We start from the raw sequence: 18,782 nt of genomic DNA on the forward strand, positions 1-18,782 counted from the left end.
GAAGAACTCCACCACTCTGATTCTGAAGAACTTTGGGATTCGGATATGGATTCCCATTCACTCTGGCTTAGGCTATAGAACTCAGACTCGGAGATACTCTGACTCGCTTGTTCCGATTCTGAAGAACTCCACCACTCTGATTCTGAAGAGCTTTGGGATTCGGATATGGATTCCCACTCACTCTGGCTTAGGCTATAGAACTCAGACTCAGAAACACTCTGACTGGCTTGTTCTGATTCGGAATAGCTCCACCACTCTGATTCTGAGTGACTTTGAGATTCGGATATGGATTCCCATTCACTCTGGCTTAGGCTATAGAACTCAGACTCGGAAACACTCTGACTGGCTTGCTCTGATTCTGAAGAGTTTTGGGATTCGGAAACGGATTCCCACTCACTCTGACTTAGGCTATAGAACTCAGACTCGGAAACACTCTGACTTGCTTGTTCTGATTCACTCAAGGAAAGGGACTCTGAGTACGCAATACTTTCACTCAAAGAGAATGCATCCGTATCCTGACAAAGGGACTCCCCTGTCAAATGCTCAGAAACAGAGAGGCTATCAACCAAGGAAAGGGACTCAAATTCAGATTCTGAAGAAGAGACCACTAATGAGTAGTTCTCAGACATAGACTCTCGAAGTGAGAATCCTTTTGCTGATATACTCTGGCTAAACGACTCACTGTACGAATCTGCGACAGAAAGGCTGAGGGAAGCTAAAGCGCTAGTTGACAAACTCTGACTAACATCCCTTATCAAGTCAGCCACTCCCAAACTGTTCCTTTCCTGAAAGTCTTCTAAGGCTTCCATGACAGAAACTGATTCTGTTGGTAACTCAAGATCTTCACTAGCACTCAGAATAATTTCCTTTTGCTCTTTGAGTTTTCGACTAACGGGCTTTGATTTAGTTGCATCCAGGCTACGGTAATCACTATCTTCCCTACCCTTTTGCTTAAACTTTGATATCAAACGTTTAAACCCCTTTAGCTCTTCGTTATTATTTTTGCTCATAATATGATTTTCTCCAAAAATACAGTTATATCATCATTATAAAGTCTACAACAGAATCTGTCAAAGCATTAGCCAAAGAAAACTTCTAACTTCCCAGAAGGCTTAATATTAATGTAACTCAATGCCATATTTTTTATAATGTTTAGATTTATATCTGCATTCATTCTTTTGTATGATTTAAAAGCTTCTTTATGAAACTCAAAGACAGGATTTTTTTGGGCATACCCTTGACTAGACACCAAACCTTGAAATTGCTGTAAATAGTCAACTTGCTCAACCCAACAGTCATCTATCGCTCTCAAAACAACAGTTCGTTGAAATTGATTGAACAACTCTGAATCCTTGATTTTATCTTTTTTCTGCTGGTATTCTGAAACAAGGAGGTCAGATAAAAACTTTTTAACTTGCCGTAAATCCGTGACATCTAGATCATCTGGAATATCCTCGCAGTAATAACTAATGTTATCCAAAACAAAGCGAAATAAATCCGCCCGCTCTTTAAACGGTGTTTTACTTGTATAAATGTCCACTGCATCCGATAGGATAGACAAGAAATAAGTCAAATCAAAGTCTGGATGAGAGATGAGCTTATTACGCTTATTGTAGATAATCTGTCGCTGAATACGGATACTTTCATCATATCGTTCCGTTGAACGTCTGGAAGCCGCTGACGCGTTATCACTATTCTTCTGAGCTTCTTCAACCGCATATCTAATACGACGAGAGGTCAAATGAATCTTTTGTTTTTCCTCTGGTTTTGCAATTTCTTTGTGATAGTACTCACTAATCCATTTGCTACCAGACTTAGAAATAAGATCATCCTCAAGAGAAATAAAGAATTTGCTCAACCCTGGAGCGCCTTGTCGTCCGGCACGACCGCGAAGCTGCAAATCCACTCGCTCACTGGACATTCTCTCTGTTCCAACAACAGCAAGTCCACCCAACTCAGCAACCCCTTCTTCCAAGATAATATCTGTTCCACGACCTGCCATTGATGTTGCTACCGTCACTGCAGAACGTCTACCAGCCAGGGCGATCATCTCAGCCTCTTTCGCTGCATTATGGGCGTTCAACACATTATGGGCGATTCCCTCTTGGAGTAAGAGCATAGAATAAATCTCAGACATGCCAACTGATCCTGTCGCAATTAAAACTGGCTGACCTTTTTTATGTAATTTTTTGATATACTCCAATGAAGCATATAATTTTTGAGGAATCGTAAGATAGATTTCATCTGGATAATCAATTCGTAAATTGGGTTTTCGTGTAGGAACAACTACGACTCCCAAGTCGTAAACGTCTCTGAACTCATCCTCACAAACTTTACCAGTACCCGTCATCCCTGCTAATTTTGGAAACATTCTAAATAAATTTTGATAGGTAATAGAGGCCATCGAACGCGTTTCCAATGTGATTTTCACACGTTCTCTGGCTTCTAGTGCTTGGTGCAGTCCTGATTGGAGTTTATTTCCTTCCAAGAGACGTCCTGTCGCCTCATCCATCAGTTTAACTTCGCCATTATCCACTGTGTACTGACGATCTTTTTCAAATAAGTGGTTAGCTCTCAAAGCTAGGTTAATTTGGCGAATGAGCTGGTAATTATCTGGATCATAGGCATTCTGAACGCGGAAATAAACCTCTGCTTCCTTTACTCCTTTTCTCGTCAACCATACAGACGTCCGAGTAGAGTCTAAATTAAAATCTTCCCCTTCTTTTAGAGTTTTTACAAACTCATCACACGAGAGAAAGAGGTTGGATTGAACCCGAGGAGAACCTGAAATGATTAGGGGCATCTGCGCACTATCTAGCAAGGCTGCATCTACTTCATCGACCAAACAAAAATAAAATTTTGGCAAAAACTTCTTTGATTGAGATGTCGCCAAGTTTTCTTCTAGGTAATCAAACCCTAACGCACTATGTGTTGTATAGACAATATCATTCTTATAGATTTGTTGTTTTTGAGGAATTTTAAGTTTTTTTGTCGGATCGTCCGAGACACCAACCCCAACTGTCATTCCTAAAAATCGAAAAACGGGTGCCATTTGTTTAGCATCACGCGCTGCCAAATATTCATTGGCCGTGACTAAGATTGTACTTTTTTCCGTCAAGGCATTTAGGTATAAAGGAAGGATAGCTGTCAAGGTTTTTCCTTCCCCTGTTCTCATTTCTGCAATCTGATTGTCTTGCATAACCAAGGCCCCTAAAACCTGAACATCATAAGGATATAATCCTAATACACGCTTGGCTGCCTCACGAATAGTTGCATACGCTTCCGGCAAAATGGACTGTAAGCTTTCTCCTCCAGAAAGGCGTTCTTTAAACCATTTTGTCTGAGCTTGCAGTTTCTCATTTGGCATAGCTGCATAACTATCAGATAGTTTATTAACCTTCTCCAAAATCTTTTTGTAACGCATTAGTTTATAGGAGTTGGTCAAATTGAATCGTTTAGTTTTCATTCTCTCTCATCCACTCTTCAATCTTTTCCAAGTCAATCGCTTGAAGTAAAAATGACTTATCTAATAAATATTCAATGTTTGCTAGTTCACGTGGTCTAGTCTTCAAGTCCGCATATTCCTTAACTTTTGTCGGATTAAATTGCTGTAGCAATAATTCTTTAAAAATAGGCGGATTTACTCGACTACGGTAACGTTCCAGCAAGCGTTGATAGTCTAGTTCGCTTAAAAACTCATCCGTCACAAGAGCGTATGAATTTCCAAATTGTTTGGAGTAATGCAAGGCCGCAATATTAGAAATCGCTCCATAACCAACAAAAGCCACTTTTTCAAAAAGATGCTCTTGCGCTAATTCTTCAATCGTTTCAAGCAAGGTTTCGTAAAAACGTTCCTCCATGTATAGGAGCGCTTCTCTATAAGACGAATTAACAATCAATACATTTGAGAAATGTTCACGAACACGTTCTGGAATAAAACCTGTTCGATTGAGTTCAGGTTCAGTAAAGCAAACATACATCGTTTCTTTCTCGGAATCCTGATGAAGCAAATCAGAAATCCAGTAGCGATCCACTGTATAATCCGCCAACTGCTCCTCAGCAACATAAATCCCTTCAAAAAGGAAGCGATGACAACCCGAGCTGACTAACTGCACCTTATAATATTGTGTATTATCTGGAACGCATACGCTGACTCTCTCTCCCTGTTTAATGATCTGATTCGAAATTTCTTCATCTCGAGCATCCATAAATTCAACTTTTAAGTATGTTGAATTTTCTGGGATGGTTTCTATATGACTGCCAAAAATATAGTTTTGCCCACGTTTCAATTCAGGAAGCTGACTCGTATTGCGTAAGGCCTGATAGTTTGCCCGTGAATGCCATTCATGAATAACTGTCCCCGAAGGCATGAACTGGTTTTCATACAAAACATGACCACCATCTAACAGTTTGACAGATGAACCGTATAGATACTGAGATATGCTTTGGATATCCCAATAAGCAAAATAGACTTCTTCCTTGTATCTCACGATTTAAACTCCCTTTCAAAACTATTCATTAATAGCGTTTTATATTGATTAAAGAACCATTCGACAATACCTTGTGTATCGTCGTTGTGTCGTCCAGTCAATCCCTTACTGATAACGCTGACGCGGTAATCTCGCTGTCCTAACTCATCCAGCATATCGGGATAGGCCGACATATCATAGTCATCTTGATACATAAAGGAGATAATGAATTTTGTTCTTGAGAAATCAGCTGACTCAAAAGCCGTCCAGAAACGTTCGTTAAGCTGAGCTGTAGCTTCACTTGATAACTCCCCTATTGTGCGGTACACCAAATCCAGTGACGTTGGAAATCCTCCCGGACGAATAGTTGACTCATTTTCTGCCATATCTCCTAAGTTTACAAGAGGTTTTCCGACAATGACGGCATGAGGTTCCAACTTAGAACTATAGTAAAGGGCGCCAAAAGTCCCCATTGACAAACCTGACAAGGTCAGTTGTTCCTTCGTAAAGCCGAGTTCATCTAAGCAGTTATGAACCACTTGGAGAAGTTTTTGTTCCAGCTCCTCCGATCCAAGATAGAATGCGCCCCCTTCTGAACGCGGATCCCCTACTAGTAAGAATGGCGATCCCAAATTATTCATCATCCAGTATCCCTCGAATCCCTCTGCGGGACGGTACCCTGAAAAATAGATGTTCAACGGTGGTTTCAAATCTCCTGGATGGAAGAAATAAATCAGTTCTTCTCTATTTTTATCGCTAATTCGTTTTCCTCCGACTAACAAGTCTCCATAGCCTAGATGGGAGTCTCGATAGTGGCAGGGACCAAGTTTTACAATCCCTTGTCCCTTTGCTTGAATACTGATACTCAAATAATACGAATCATTTACATCTAACGTCAGAGGCCGATCAAAGCTCGTTTCATCATAAATCCATTCTTGCATGGGAGAATTTCCAGCTGGAAAACCTTTGACAACGTAGCGGATCGAACAACCTTCTGAAACCCTGAACTCAGGCCACAGATCTAAGGGCATCTCCCCACTCAGAAAAACATTATGTTGATAGGTCGCAATAGTCTGATAATCTTCACCGTATCGGCCACACAAACGAAGGTAGTTTGTCCCTTCATAACTGATTTGACCCTCAAAAGATGGTGCAGCGACTAGATGATTAACACTTAGTTTCGTTCCATTTTGCTTGGAGAAAAAACCACGTGAAAATATATGTAGCATCTGCTCTGGATTTTCAAAATTTGTTTTCACAGCTTTTTTGCGCAAAAGAAATCGTTCCAGCGTTTTTGTAGTGATTTGACAACGCTCATGATAGAACATACGGTAAACCTGAATTTTCTGATCCAAGATAGTGACATGCTCTAAATATTCAGCAGTATCTACCAACACGACATCAAACGGTTTGTCTACTTTTTTCTTCTTTTTTTTCCCGTTTTCCGCCTCAACTTCTCTATTTAAGATCCCGATATCTTCTGGCAATAAAGAGACGATGTCTTCTGGTTTGACAAATGTCCATTTTATATTACTAGGAATTTCATATTGCTCCTGCCAATTTTCATCAGCAATTTGCAAAACACTAATTTTTTTCATTTCCTTTTAATTCCTTTATGGTATTTTTCCACATATCGACAATCTCACCCCTTGTATACTGTTCAATCTTCTTGACTGAGTGAACTAGAGATTGATTCCAATGTTCTAAGTTTGTGAGGTAGTATAAGAGTGCCTCTTCAAAATCTGAAATATCATCTAGAATCCAACCATTTTCTCCATGCTTCACATAAGAAGAACTATACAAGTTAACCTGAGGGATCCCTCCACTAATGCCAGCAATTTGAGTCAACACATCAGCTGGAGTTCCCAAATCTAGTATAATACGAACGTACTTCAGAACTTTAATCAAATCGCTGTCGCTATGAATGGTCTCAATATCAATCCGTTCGCGAACAATCTCCTCTTCATCATCAAGAACTCGGTTTTCACCTCTCGCTCTCTTCTCTTTATCAACAAAAATCAATTCTTGTTCATATTCTGGCTTAAGAGATCGATAGCTTTCTAGTACCTGTTTTATATAGGCCTCTCGACCAAAATCCTGACTTTGTGTTCCAACCAGCAAGTCAATCCATTCATTTTTCAACATCATTTCAAACAAAGTCGTAAACACATATTGAATTTGATCTGCTGGTAGATTGTCGTAATTGACGTAAACAATCAACTCTTTTTTTCTTTGACTATGCCCTAGGTTTAGATGAGTATCATAAGGCGGAATCTCATAAAATCCCGGCAACTGTTCTAGATCCACATTAGCTGCTATCGTTTCAATTTTATTTAAACTATCGACAACGAAGAACGGCGTGTCTGTCAAATCCGTTAGCAGCTGCTCCTGATTTGTAATTGGATAGCGATCTCCAAAAAAAGACAAGATAACATGATGGTTTTCCTTAATCTTTTGGAAAAAGTGATTGTGCTGCACATCTGACGAAATCACAATCGTATCATCCTTGGTTAGCGAAGAAGTTAAATACTGATCTAGTTTTTCATTGATCAATTCTTCGATATCTCGGTAAACTTCTTTTGCAAATGTAACCTGCGCCTCAGGGTTGATAAGCACTTGATGATTTTCTGTACCCAAAAATTCCCTAAACTGCCATGTACCTTGTAAATTTAAATAATCTTGGTAGTAAGGTTGATCATTTTCAAAATAGATGACACTCGAAACAAATCCACGATCATCAAAAATTAGCTGATGATTTGTCTGCCCACCCTCAAAATAAGTAATATCAAAGAAATTACCTGTTTGTGAAAAGTTAATTTTAGCATAGTGTTCTTGATTTAAATATACCTCAATCATAAAAGGAGTATAGAAGAATTCTACTCCTTGAGGCCATTTAATATCTTCCAGACGAATTTTACGTACAGATACATCCGTCAGACCTTGTATGGTATCAAATAGATTCCATACAGTTTCTGGCAATATTCTTTGCTGATAAAGAAAGGTTCGAATATGTGGTGAATAGTTCAAAATCAGAGTGGTATTTGCCTCTCCTGATTGCTGAAACATTCGCAGCAAATTCACCGCATCATCAAACATCATATTTTTAGACACGTAATAGAAAGGCAGAGTGGTAGAATACCATTTCCGATCTTGTCTATACCAAGATGGTACAAAGTAAAACATATCCCTCTATTCTCCTTTAAATTCTAATTCTTTGTGGTAGTAAGTCCCAATCCTCAAGATACGTATTTCTTCATGCAAAGGCAAGAGCATACTGACTAAAATGATCAATGTACTCGGTATAGTCAAAAGCAAATTTGGAAGAGGTAGGAAGAAATTAATGAAATAGGGTAAACCAATAAAAACGATCAGGTAGAGTGCTCCTACGTTAGACTGTAAGGAAATATAATGTTTCAAAACTTTTAAAGTTGCTTTCCCAGGCTGGATATAATCTAGGTACTCTCCTTGACGTTGTAAACGTTTCGCTGTTTCTTCTGGTTCCAAGTTGATATAGGCAAATAAAATTGCAAGAAGATAGATAGCTAGCAGATAAAAGGCCAAACTTAGGGGTTTTGTAAAATCAAATAAACTACCAAAATTTTTCGTAAAACCATGTCCAAACCAGTCTAATACCAACTGAAGCAACATAATAACACTCGAGGCATACATAATAGGCATTCCCCCAGAGGGAAGAAATTTGATAGGGAGGTAAGACTTGCCATAGTAACGACTACTTAACATGACTCGATTTAGAGGCAAACGAATTTCAGCTCTCTCGCAGACCACGGCAATATAGCCTAAGATCAAAAATGAGATCGCCGCACCTACTAGAAAGGCCAGTCCTTCTTTAGACAAAACAGATTGTCCTATCAATACCACTAATTGGTTAGCAAATTGTAGCAGAATTCCTGAAATAATAATAATTGTCTGCCCACCTACTCCCTTGCTAACATTCAAACCAGCCAACCAGATAATAACAAAGCTTCCTGCTACAACAGTTGCTAGTACAGCCATATTATAAATCCAATCATCTACAAGAAGCAAAAAGCGTCCATTTTCCGAACGAGCTGTGTACATAACAGCTATCCCCTGTAACACGGAAAAAATCAAAGTGAGAATCTTTTGGACAAAATCCGCTTTTTTCAATGACCAGGACTGGATATTCCAACTTTTATTTAAATTGATAACCTGCCAGACAATCATGGTCGTAATCCATGGACCTAATCCCAGTGAAAACATGGAAATCTGAGAGACATCTACTCCTGCTAAGGAATACAAATAGGCCAAGGGATTTTGCTCACTTATTTGTGAAAAACCTGTATTACCATTGTATCCTGGAAGTAAAATATGGCGACCAAGTAAATAGATCGCGATGATCAAAATTGTAAAAATTGCTCTTCGGAAAAAAATACTTGTTCGTTTCTGTTTCTTAAGACCGAAATGTTTCATCTGTCATCCTTTATTCTTTATATTTAGCAAACCTTGCAATTGTTCTCTAGTAATGTTCATGCACCATCGTAACAGCAAGGTAACCCAAGAAAACAGGCTCATCCCACTGATAAACAAGATAGGATTAACTGGCTTACCATGATATTTCGCCTACGAAATATAGGAGCACCTCATGAGTGTAAATCTACTTGGAGCTTCTCTTCTATCCTTGAATATTTTCATGTGAGAACACCTGTTCTTCCATTTCTTCTATTTGAACACTATCAAATGCATAAACGGATTTAGTTAATCCTTAAAATTTTTATAAGTATATTAATTTTGTCACCATGATTGACATCTAAAAAATCAGTTCCATAACAAAATCCCTAAAGGGTGAGGAATTCTACGCTTTCTCATCTGATCATGATCCTTCGAAAGTTGAAGGGATTTTATCCGACTTTTCTCATTAAAAAATCATTTATAAAAATTACCAGTGCCTACTATTGTAGCATATTTATCAATTATTTTCAAACACGACCTCTCTTTTTATAAGCGTGAAGGGCACCTTATGAATTTTGGGCAAAATCCATTTGGAATGGGATTGACTATTCCAAACATTTGTTTACGATTACAACTCGGACGAAAAAGACCAGAGTGTTACTCTGGCCTTTTCCTGTTCAGTTTAGCTTGTAACTAAACTTAATCTTCTTTTTTGCGAGTAGTAGCTGCAAGGCCTGTACCTAAGCCCAAGAGAGCCAAGCCCGCTGCTAAAGCTGACATCTGAGACTCACTTCCTGTATTTGGAAGGTGATCTTTTTCAGTTTGTGTCGCTTTTTCTTCTTGAGAGCGTCCTCCCGTTTGAGCCAGTTGGTTCGCATCTGGCTTAGCAGGAACTTGTGGATTTGGTTCTCCTTGCGCTACGGCAGTTCCAACTTCCACGATACGATCTTGCGCAACTATCTTATCAAAGGTTTCTTTCAATGTACGCTTACCATTTTCGACTTCTACTAGGTGGACACGAACGCCTTTTTGACCTTCTTGGATTACACGAGTTTGCCCTGCTGGAAGTTTATCATTCTTACGTTCTTGAACTTGGAAATCAACTTCCTTTTCTTCTACTAGTAGTTCTGGTTTGTGATGAACCAAATCTCTGACACCATCAAGTGGTTGAGCTGTACCTCCCTTGGTTCCAACTTCCACGATACGATCTTGCGCAACTATCTTATCAAAGGTTTCTTTCGATGTACGCTTACCGTTTTCGACTTCTACTAGGTGGACACGAACACCTTTTTGACCTTCTTGAAGAACACGACTTTCACCCACATAAAGTTTGTCAGTCTTACGTTCTTGAACTTGGAAATCAATTGCCTCTTCTTCCACCAGAAGTTCTGGTTTTTCATGCACTAAACTTGCATTGCCATCAAGTGGTTGAGCCGTACCACGTTTAGTTCCAACGAGAAGAACCCGGTTAACAGGAGTCTGAAGCACTTCACGGAGTTTCTCTTCACGAGTTCCGTCTGGGCTTACAGATGTAAGAATGCGTTCCTTACCAACTTGTCCTTCTTGTTCTACACGACTTTCACCTACATATAGACTTGAGTCTCCTTTTTCAACAGTCTGGAAGGCAAGTTCTTTTTCGACAACCTCAAGACTTGGATTTTCTTCTTGAATAGCAGGGGCTGTTTTCTCAAAAACTGGTTTTTCCTTGACTAGTTGGATACGATATTCCTTGACTTGTTTTCCACTTTCTGAAACGAGGCGAACAAGTACTGGAAGGCTGTCATCGCCACTATCTACTACAGTTGAAGCTACTTGGTTGCTTTCTTCGACTGAAACTTTTGGACGTTGACCTTTATAGGTGATTTGATAGTCTTGACGGTTTTCAGCGAAATCAGCAAGTTCTTTTCCATCTACAAGAACCTTCGATTGAGTACTTTCTTGAGGCAATTCACTTGGTGCAAGGAAGGTCATCTCAATCATTGCAACACCCTTCTTATCAGCCTTGCGCTCCATACGCCATCTCATGGCTTTTGCTTTCACGGCTTTAAATGTTACGTTAATTTCATCACCAGCTTCAATATCTTTATCCGCACGATAAGGAACAGCTTCCCAGTTATCTGGATTGTTGAATGGATGGCCTGATTCGTAGGCTTGGTAGTTTGAATAGTAGGTTGGCACTTCAAACTCTGGACCGACATAGCGTTCTAAAACAAGTTTAGATGGTGCATCTGTTCCGCTATCTGCAAAGAAGTGAAGTTTGGCTTGCGCAACAGTCCGTTCTACAATCTTACCATTTTCACGGAAGATCACACCCGCTGATACTTCTGGATTAGAAGATGGTGTTGGAGACCAGTTTGTCCAACGACGATTTTCTGAATGATCTCCGTCATTGAGATAATCCACACGGTCATGTGAACTTGGATCAATATCATTGGTTGCAGAAGCAAAGGCTTGGTTACTGTTTTCATCATAGTTAGGGTTGTTTGAGAGAGCCTCACCAAGTTTGTCCGTCACTCGTACAGTGAACTCAGCAACAAGATCACTACCAAGGACATGGCCTCGAACAGTAAATTGACCTGCTTTTGTCAGATTTTCTGCTGGAACTTTTTCCCATTCCACTGTCAAGTCTTTTGTCTCATAGCCGTCTTTACCTGTGAAGTAAACAGGAACCTTAGTTGGCAATTCAAGTGGTTGCCCTACTTGTACCAAGCGAGCTTGTTTGACCGCAGCAACTGGTTTACGAGAGAGTAAGTCTTTATTGCTTGTAAAGTGTAGACGGTATTCTCCTAAGATATCACCATTTTCAGCTTTCGCGATGACACGGACTGGCTCACCTTCACGAACGCTTGGAACGACCGTCGCAAGACCATTGTTGCTAACACTTGCTGTTACTGTAGGAACTTTTCCATCTACAGACTCAAGGTAGTAGTCTGTCAAATCAGGGTTGAAGTTTGCTAAATCTTTGCCGTCAACTTGGATTCTTGTTTTTCCTTGTTTAGCTGCCGCAACTTGTTTCGCAAAGATTTGTACCTCTGTGATAGAAGTTCCGCGCTTGTTATCTGCTTTCACCATGCGAATGCGCACAGCATAGGTTTCAACTTTATCAAAGCTAAAGTGATTCATTTCTCCAGCCTTGAGTTGAGCTGGGGCTTTTAGATTGGTAACTGGTTTCCAGTTGGCTGGATCGTTAAATACATGATTTTCCTCACCTACAAAGCTAGGGTTTTTAGGTGCTGTTGGAACAGTCTTACCAACATAATACTCAATCACATAAGACTTCGGTGCACCGACTCCATGGTCTTCGTGGAATCCGACACTTAGATTGTCAACGGAACGTTTGCTCAAGATACCTGAATCTCCAAATAGAACACCGACTGAAGCTTCTGGATTAGTACGATTCCAGTTTGTCCAACGGTTGGCTGGGCGGTCATTAAAGGAAATCAATTTATCGTTGACGTTTGAAACAGGGTCGCTCGGATTTGAGTCTGAAGCAAAGGCAAGTGGCAATTCTGAGCCGGTCCATTGGTCAGAAATGTTTGCACCTTGCTCAGTTTGAGCAGACACACGAACATGAAGTTTAGTTGTTAATTGCGTACCTTCTAGGCGACCAGTGACTGTAAAGACACCTTCCTTGGCGTATTGCTCTGGACGAATCGCATCCCATGTAACCTTAGCTGATGAAACATGACCATTTGAATCGTAGGTACGAACACTTTCTGGTAATTGTGGTGCTTCTGCAGTTGGTGTAGTCACACTAACTTCTTCAACTGAAACGATGCCTTCTACAGAGACTTTAGCACGCGCTTCAAGGTCAAGGCCTTCAACTTTACCTAGAACTTCAAAGGTTTGATAATGGTCTAGTTTTTCTTTTGGAATAGCTTGCCATGTGACTTTATGAGTTTTAGGGAAACCTTTGTCATACTCAACAGTTACTGTTGATGGAAGAGTAGGTTCCTGATGCAAGTCAGTCACTACATTTACTGGACGGATAGATTGCGCAATCTTCTTCTCTGTGTTGGCTTGGATCGTGAGATCGATTTGACCTCTAGCCCCCTCATATTCTGCTTTGAGAGTGACTGTTCCTGGCCTATGTAACTCAAGCATTCCTTTACGAACTGCGACTTCCCCTTCACCACTTGTAGAGAAGTTTACTTTATCAGCTGGTAAAACTGCTTGTGTTCCGTCTTGATAGTGAGCGAGTACAGACAATTTCACTGTTTGGTCTTCTTTAAGACCGTCAGCTTGCTCCACTTGTAGGCTCAAGTGGTCAATTTTCGGTGCTTCTTCAAGGAATTGAATTGCATAGGTTTGAAGAGGTCCACCATCTTTTGGTTGAACATAGATGCTTGCACGCATGCCGTTTGCTGCACTTGCTTGGACTACAGTAACATCCGCATTTTCAGCACTTGCTACAACTTCTGGCAAGGATGCACCGTAAGCAAGAGTTCGATATTGCATTGGATTTTGAGTAGTAAGACCAGTGACAGATTCGCCACCAACAGTTACATTTGGTACTGCAGGAGCCGCAGGATTACCTTCTTCTACCACAAGGGTAGCGTGAATAGTCTCACCACCCAGTTGACCAGTCATTTGAATACGTGATCCTGCAACTGACAGTTTAGCTTTATCTGCTTCCGAAATCTCCCACTTATCAACTTCGTATTCTTGTACGCTTCCATCCGTAACAGCAATAGAAACGTATTTGTCAACAGCGCTCAAGTCTGTTCCTGGAGCAACACGCTTAACAGTTGGAAGCTCATTTGCGATTGCTAGAATTTCGACACGGGCCTCAACTTCGCGTCCGTCTGCCATACCTTTAACAGTCACAACTCCTGCTTGGCTCACATCAACAGAAGACCATGTTACTGGACGTTTTTCACGACTGCCATCACTATAGACAAAGGCGACGGTCTTCGGCATTTTCGGTTCTTTCTCGATAACAGTACGTACTTTTGGTACCTCTGTTCCTAGAACTGTCTTTTCTTGTCCTTCTTTCTTACCAGTAAAGACAGTTACTTGACCAGATTTCAAGAGATCTGAATGAGCTGTCAGTGTGAATTTACCTGCTTGCTCAGTTGATTTAACAATGGCAACCCCTTTACCGTTAAAGGCTCTACGAATCCAAGAACCATCTGCTTGTGCCTTATAACGTTCACGGCTGGCTTGTTCCCCATTATCTACACCGACAAGTTGACCTTGGCCATGTAATTGGAAGCGAACCAGATTATTAGCAGTTGGTACCACATTTCCTTCACTGTCTACGATTTCATAGTAGATGTAAGTCAAGTCTTTTCCATCTGCAGCGATTGCGTGTTCTTCCTTGATGAGACGAACACCTGCTGGTTGACCTGCAGTCGTGATCTTGTCACGTGCAATTTCTTTTCCAGCTTCATCACGAGCTACTGCTTCTAAAGTACCTGGTTGGTAAGCAACCTTCCACTCAAGGTAGAGTTCCTTGGCATTGGCACCTTCTTGGTAGCTACGGCCATCACTGGTTTGTTTTTTGTTGAAGGTCTTAACTCCGATAGATTGACCGTTTAAGAACAATTCTACGCTTGAAGCGTTTGAGTAAGCACGGACTGGGATTTTTCCGTCGGCATCTTCAACTTTCGATGCCAATTCTCTATTTTCCCAGTTCCAGTGAGGAAGGAGGTGAACCATTGGTTTCTTCTTAACAGAAACCCATTGGCTTTGGTAGAGATAGAAATCATGTTTTGGAATACCAGCTGTATCTACGATACCAAAGTAAGAGCTCTTAACGGGAGTTTGGTTTTGATTGTGCCATGGCGTAGGCTCACCAATATAGTCCGTACCTGTCCAGATAAACTGTCCAGCATAGCCAGCGTTGTCACGGTCAAAAGTCCATGAATCTGTTGCCGTTTTACCCCATCCAACTCGGTCATTACCATAGTCAGACTGTTCGTAGTTACGTTCAGGTCCGTTACTATGTTTCAATTCACTTTCAGGACGATAGTAGCTGCCGCGTGTACGGGTTGCTGAAGATGTTTCTGAACCGTAAATCAACCATTTTGGATGTTTTGCACGAAGTTTCTTGTAGTTATCTTCAGAGTAGTTGAAACCAACTGCATCGAGTTCTTCGGCAATCTTCTCATGACCACCACTACCATCACCAAAACGGAACTTATCTGCTCCCATAGTAACATAACGTGTAGTATCAACATCTTTGATCACTTTTACTAAGCGTTTAACCGTTGCAAGAGAGTGGGCGTCACCGTTGGCTTCACCGATTTCATTCCCGATAGACCACATGAAGACAGCTGGGTTATTTTTATCTCTTTCGACCATGGTACGAAGATCATAGTCAGACCATTTTTCACCTTTTCTAGCTTCTGGGTGAGTAGCATCTTTTTCAAAGAAACGCCCGTAGTCATATGGTTTCTTGCCATTATACCACGTATCAAAGGCCTCTTCCTGAACCAGCAAACCAAGTTCTGCTGCGATTTGCAAGGTCTGTGGACTTGCAGGATTATGAGTTGTACGGATGGCATTAACGCCCATCTCCTTCATTTGTTTGAGACGGCGATATTCTGCCTTATAGTTTTCTTCTGCTCCAAGCGCTCCGTGGTCATGGTGCAAGGAAACACCATGGAATTTAATGCGTTCACCATTCAAAGAGAAACCTTCATTTGGAGTCCAATGATAGTAACGGTAACCAAACAAATCCTTCTTAGCATCAACCAACTGACCGTCACGGTAAACACGCGTAACCAGTTCATACAAGGCCGGTTTGTCATTCAAAACTGTCCAGAGTTTTGGTCTTTCAACTTCTAAAATCGCATCAAGGTTTGTTGATTCATGTGCTTTCAAGGTACGGCTCGCTGTACGAACCACGCCTGTTACAGCCTGACCACCACGTTCAACGATTTGATACTCTGCCACCAATTCATGGTCTTTATCATCTGTATTGACAATTTTGCTGGCTACATGGGTTTCAACCTTGCCATGTTGCTGTTGTTCTAGCTTTGGTGTTAAGATGGTTGTCCCATTTTTCTCAACATGAACCTTATCTGTCACTTGCAAGGTCACATCACGGTAGATACCACTACCTGAGTACCAACGGCTACTTGGCTGTTTGTTAACCGCATGGACAGCAATCACATTCTCACGACCATCTTTGTGAAGGTATTTGGTAATATCATATGAGAACTGGTTATAACCATTTGGATAATGCCCCACTAACTGGCCATTGACATAGACTTGAGAGTCCATGTAGACACCATCAAAGGTCACACGAACATTTTTCTTGAGATCTTTTTCATCAAGTTTAAAGGTTTTGCGATACCAAGCTTCACCACCATTGAGCTGTCCACCCTCGTTTTGGGCAGGTGACTGATGGTCAAAATCGTTAAAGATACTCCAGTCGTGTGGGAGATCCAATTTTTGCCATGTTGATACATCTGCATCTGGTTTCACAGCTTCTTTAGGATTCGCATTGAGTTTAAAGTGCCAATTTTGATTAAAATTCACTTTTCTATCTTCAATCATTTGATTCACTTCTTCATTTGTCGCAGCTTTCAAATCTTCCTTAACAGGCTTTTCTTGACTTGAAGCTTGAGATTCTACCTTAGGATCTGTTTCTTCAGATTTAGAAGACACTGTTTCCTCTTTTGGAGCTACAGGTTCATCTTCTTTCACCTCTGGTTTGCTTGCTTCAATAAGAGCAGCTTGACTTTGGTCGACACTTGCAGCATCCTTGTGTTCTGCTATAGCTTGCTTTTCTTTTTCCTCCACTGCCGGACTTTCCACAGTGTGAGTAATCGGAGTTTCATCCGCGAAAACTGGTGATTCTCCAACGACACTTCCTCCAAATAGAACCGCACAGGTTCCAATCATGACAGAGCAAGCTCCTACGGCAAACTTACGAATACTGTAGACTCTTTTACGATTCCAATGGCCTTTTTCCATAAAACCCTCCTTTAGCAACCGCTTTCATTTATTTGTAAGCGCATTACTTTTTCATAGCCTTTTAGTTCTATTTTATAAAACAATATAGGGAATTTCAATACCCTAAATACAAAAAATCATAATTTTGATTGTTTTTTCTAAAATTTGTAGAGGATTTTAAAAATATGAATGTAGTTTTAAAACAAAATCAAACAATTTTTGACACTCAGTTAAATATTATAAAAAAGTTCCTTTTGTAAGGAACTTTTTTACTTATAATTAAAGATTCCCCCTGCCAACTTATCAGCTAGTTTAGGAAAGAGGGTATAAAACTTATGGGCTAGGTTCAACAAAACTGGGAGATTGAGTTCCCGTTTGTTTTTTCCTATGGTTTTGACAATCTTTCTAGCGACTGCATCTGGTTCTAAGAGAAAGCGATCAACCGACTTGAGGTAGGTCCCATCTGGGTCTGCCTGGTCAAAAAATCCTGTGCGGATTGGGCCTGGATTGACCGTCGTTACATAGACACTGTAAGGCATGAGTTCGAGGCGCAGAGCATTTGAAAATCCAATAGCCGCAAATTTGGTCGCTGAGTAAAGGCTAGACTTGCTAGTCGCTATCAAACCTGCCATACTGACGATATTGATGATATGGCCTTTTCGGCTTTCTTTCATACGAGCTGCAAGACGACGAGACAGATTCATCAGAGCAAAGGTATTGACCTTAAACATCTGGTGAATTTCTTGATTAGAAATCTGGTCGAAATCTTCAAATATTCCATATCCAGCGTTGTTGATCAAAACATCAATCTTTCCATAACGGAGATAGAGGTCAGCTACCAGAGCTTCTAGGGCTGAGTCATCAATAATATCGATTTCAATCAATTCCACATTAGAATGATTTCCATATAGTTGAGCTAGTTTTTCCTTGTTTCTACCTAGTAAGATGAGTTGGTCATTGGGCAAGAGTTTGACCATTTCTTGGGCTAAGCCACCGCTAGCACCTGTAATGAGAATCGTAGACATATTTATCCTTTCTCAATCTTCTAAATTTCCACTTCTTCCAAGTCTTTGACCACATGAACATTTTCAAAAACAGTTGCTGCATCTTTCTTGAGCTGACTGATATCTTTTGAGAGGAAACGAGCACTGATATGATTGAGCAAGAGGCGCTTAGCACCGGCTTCTGCTGCCACTTGTGCTGCCTGCATATTGGTTGAGTGACCGTGATTGCGAGCAATTTTTTCATCTCCCTTGCCATAAGTCGACTCGTGAACCAAGACATCGGCGTTGACAGCTAGACGCACACTGGCATTGGTTTTTCGGGTGTCGCCAAGAATAGTAACTACCTTGCCAGGTCTCGGTGCTGAGATATAGTCTGTTGCCTTGATTTCAGTTCCATCATCCAGAACAACATCCTGACCATTTTTGATTTTTCCAAAAAGCGGGCCGAACGGAACACCAGCAGCCTTGAGTTTATCAGCATCTAGGGTTCCTTCCAAGTCTTTTTGCATGACACGATAGCCGACACAGAAAATAGTGTGGTCCAACTCCTCTGCATACACAGTGAATTTATCGGTCTCAAGGATTTTGCCTAGAGAATCTTGGTCAAACTCATGGAAATGAATGCGGTAAGGTAGGCGAGAACCTGACACACGAAGGCTGGTTAAGACAAAGGACTTGATACCTTGAGGTCCATAGATGTCCAGATCTGTCTGCTCTTCATTAGCTTGAAAGGCACGGCTAGAGAGAAATCCTGGCAATCCAAAGATATGGTCTCCATGCAGGTGAGTGATAAAGATTTTGCTGACCTTCCGTGGTCGAATCGTGGTTTCCAGAATGCGATTTTGCGTTCCTTCTCCACAGTCAAAGAGCCAAACTTCGTTAATCTCGTCCAAGAGTTTCAGGGCGAGACTTGAGACGTTGCGGGCTTTAGAGGGCTGACCAGCCCCTGTTCCTAAAAATTGAATATCCATTCGAT

Annotated in this window: 8 protein-coding genes and 1 pseudogene; all 9 read right to left on the minus strand. The window is 40.9% G+C overall.

The features are described 5' to 3' along the window. A pseudogene (locus MK403_RS04700) lies at nt 1-1,010 on the minus strand (hypothetical protein); the annotation flags it as partial. A 68-nt stretch (nt 1,011-1,078) separates the two neighbouring features. Then, complete coding sequence (gene secA2 / locus MK403_RS04705; RefSeq protein ID WP_268709106.1) at nt 1,079-3,466, minus strand: accessory Sec system translocase SecA2; 2,388 nt, start codon at nt 3,464-3,466, stop codon at nt 1,079-1,081. After that, nucleotides 3,456-4,490, minus strand: coding sequence for an accessory Sec system protein Asp3 (gene asp3 / locus MK403_RS04710; RefSeq protein WP_125399037.1), 1,035 nt, complete (start codon nt 4,488-4,490; stop codon nt 3,456-3,458). Before asp3 ends, secA2 begins: the two co-directional genes overlap by 11 nt. Continuing rightward, entirely contained in the window at nt 4,487-6,067 is a 1,581-nt protein-coding gene (asp2, locus tag MK403_RS04715; RefSeq protein ID WP_084947074.1) for an accessory Sec system protein Asp2, read from the minus strand. The genes asp3 and asp2 overlap by 4 nt, the downstream gene beginning before the upstream one ends. After that, nucleotides 6,054-7,652 carry an accessory Sec system protein Asp1 gene (gene asp1 / locus MK403_RS04720; RefSeq protein WP_084947077.1) on the minus strand — a complete coding sequence of 533 codons (1,599 nt, stop codon included), beginning with the start codon at nt 7,650-7,652 and terminating at the stop codon, nt 6,054-6,056. The genes asp2 and asp1 overlap by 14 nt, the downstream gene beginning before the upstream one ends. 6 nt (nt 7,653-7,658) lie before the next feature. Further along, entirely contained in the window at nt 7,659-8,918 is a 1,260-nt protein-coding gene (locus tag MK403_RS04725; RefSeq protein ID WP_268709107.1) for an accessory Sec system protein translocase subunit SecY2, read from the minus strand. A gap of 678 nt (nt 8,919-9,596) precedes the next feature. Beyond that, on the minus strand, nt 9,597-16,823 hold the full coding sequence (gene bgaA / locus MK403_RS04730; RefSeq protein ID WP_268709108.1) for an LPXTG-anchored adhesin/beta-galactosidase BgaA: 7,227 nt from the start codon (nt 16,821-16,823) through the stop codon (nt 9,597-9,599). 248 nt (nt 16,824-17,071) lie between these two features. Continuing rightward, complete coding sequence (locus tag MK403_RS04735; RefSeq protein ID WP_268709109.1) at nt 17,072-17,827, minus strand: SDR family NAD(P)-dependent oxidoreductase; 756 nt, start codon at nt 17,825-17,827, stop codon at nt 17,072-17,074. A gap of 20 nt (nt 17,828-17,847) precedes the next feature. Then, nucleotides 17,848-18,777: a ribonuclease Z gene (gene rnz / locus MK403_RS04740; protein WP_268709110.1), complete on the minus strand. Its 930-nt coding sequence runs from the start codon at nt 18,775-18,777 to the stop codon at nt 17,848-17,850. Nucleotides 18,778-18,782 lie beyond the last annotated feature (5 nt).

Origin of the sequence: Streptococcus oralis (assembly GCF_026782285.1) — a bacterium.
Taxonomy (GTDB): Bacteria; Bacillota; Bacilli; order Lactobacillales; family Streptococcaceae; genus Streptococcus; species Streptococcus oralis_CG.

What these genes read in the sequence shown, in the direction of transcription:
- asp2 (WP_084947074.1), bottom strand. Translation starts at nt 6,067, where the DNA reads ATGAAAAAAATTAGTGTTTTGCAAATTGCTGATGAAAATTGGCAGGAG.
- rnz (WP_268709110.1), bottom strand. Translation starts at nt 18,777, where the DNA reads ATGGATATTCAATTTTTAGGAACAGGGGCTGGTCAGCCCTCTAAAGCC.
- secA2 (WP_268709106.1), bottom strand. Translation starts at nt 3,466, where the DNA reads ATGAAAACTAAACGATTCAATTTGACCAACTCCTATAAACTAATGCGT.
- MK403_RS04735 (WP_268709109.1), bottom strand. Translation starts at nt 17,827, where the DNA reads ATGTCTACGATTCTCATTACAGGTGCTAGCGGTGGCTTAGCCCAAGAA.
- bgaA (WP_268709108.1), bottom strand. Translation starts at nt 16,823, where the DNA reads ATGGAAAAAGGCCATTGGAATCGTAAAAGAGTCTACAGTATTCGTAAG.
- MK403_RS04725 (WP_268709107.1), bottom strand. Translation starts at nt 8,918, where the DNA reads ATGAAACATTTCGGTCTTAAGAAACAGAAACGAACAAGTATTTTTTTC.
- asp1 (WP_084947077.1), bottom strand. Translation starts at nt 7,652, where the DNA reads ATGTTTTACTTTGTACCATCTTGGTATAGACAAGATCGGAAATGGTAT.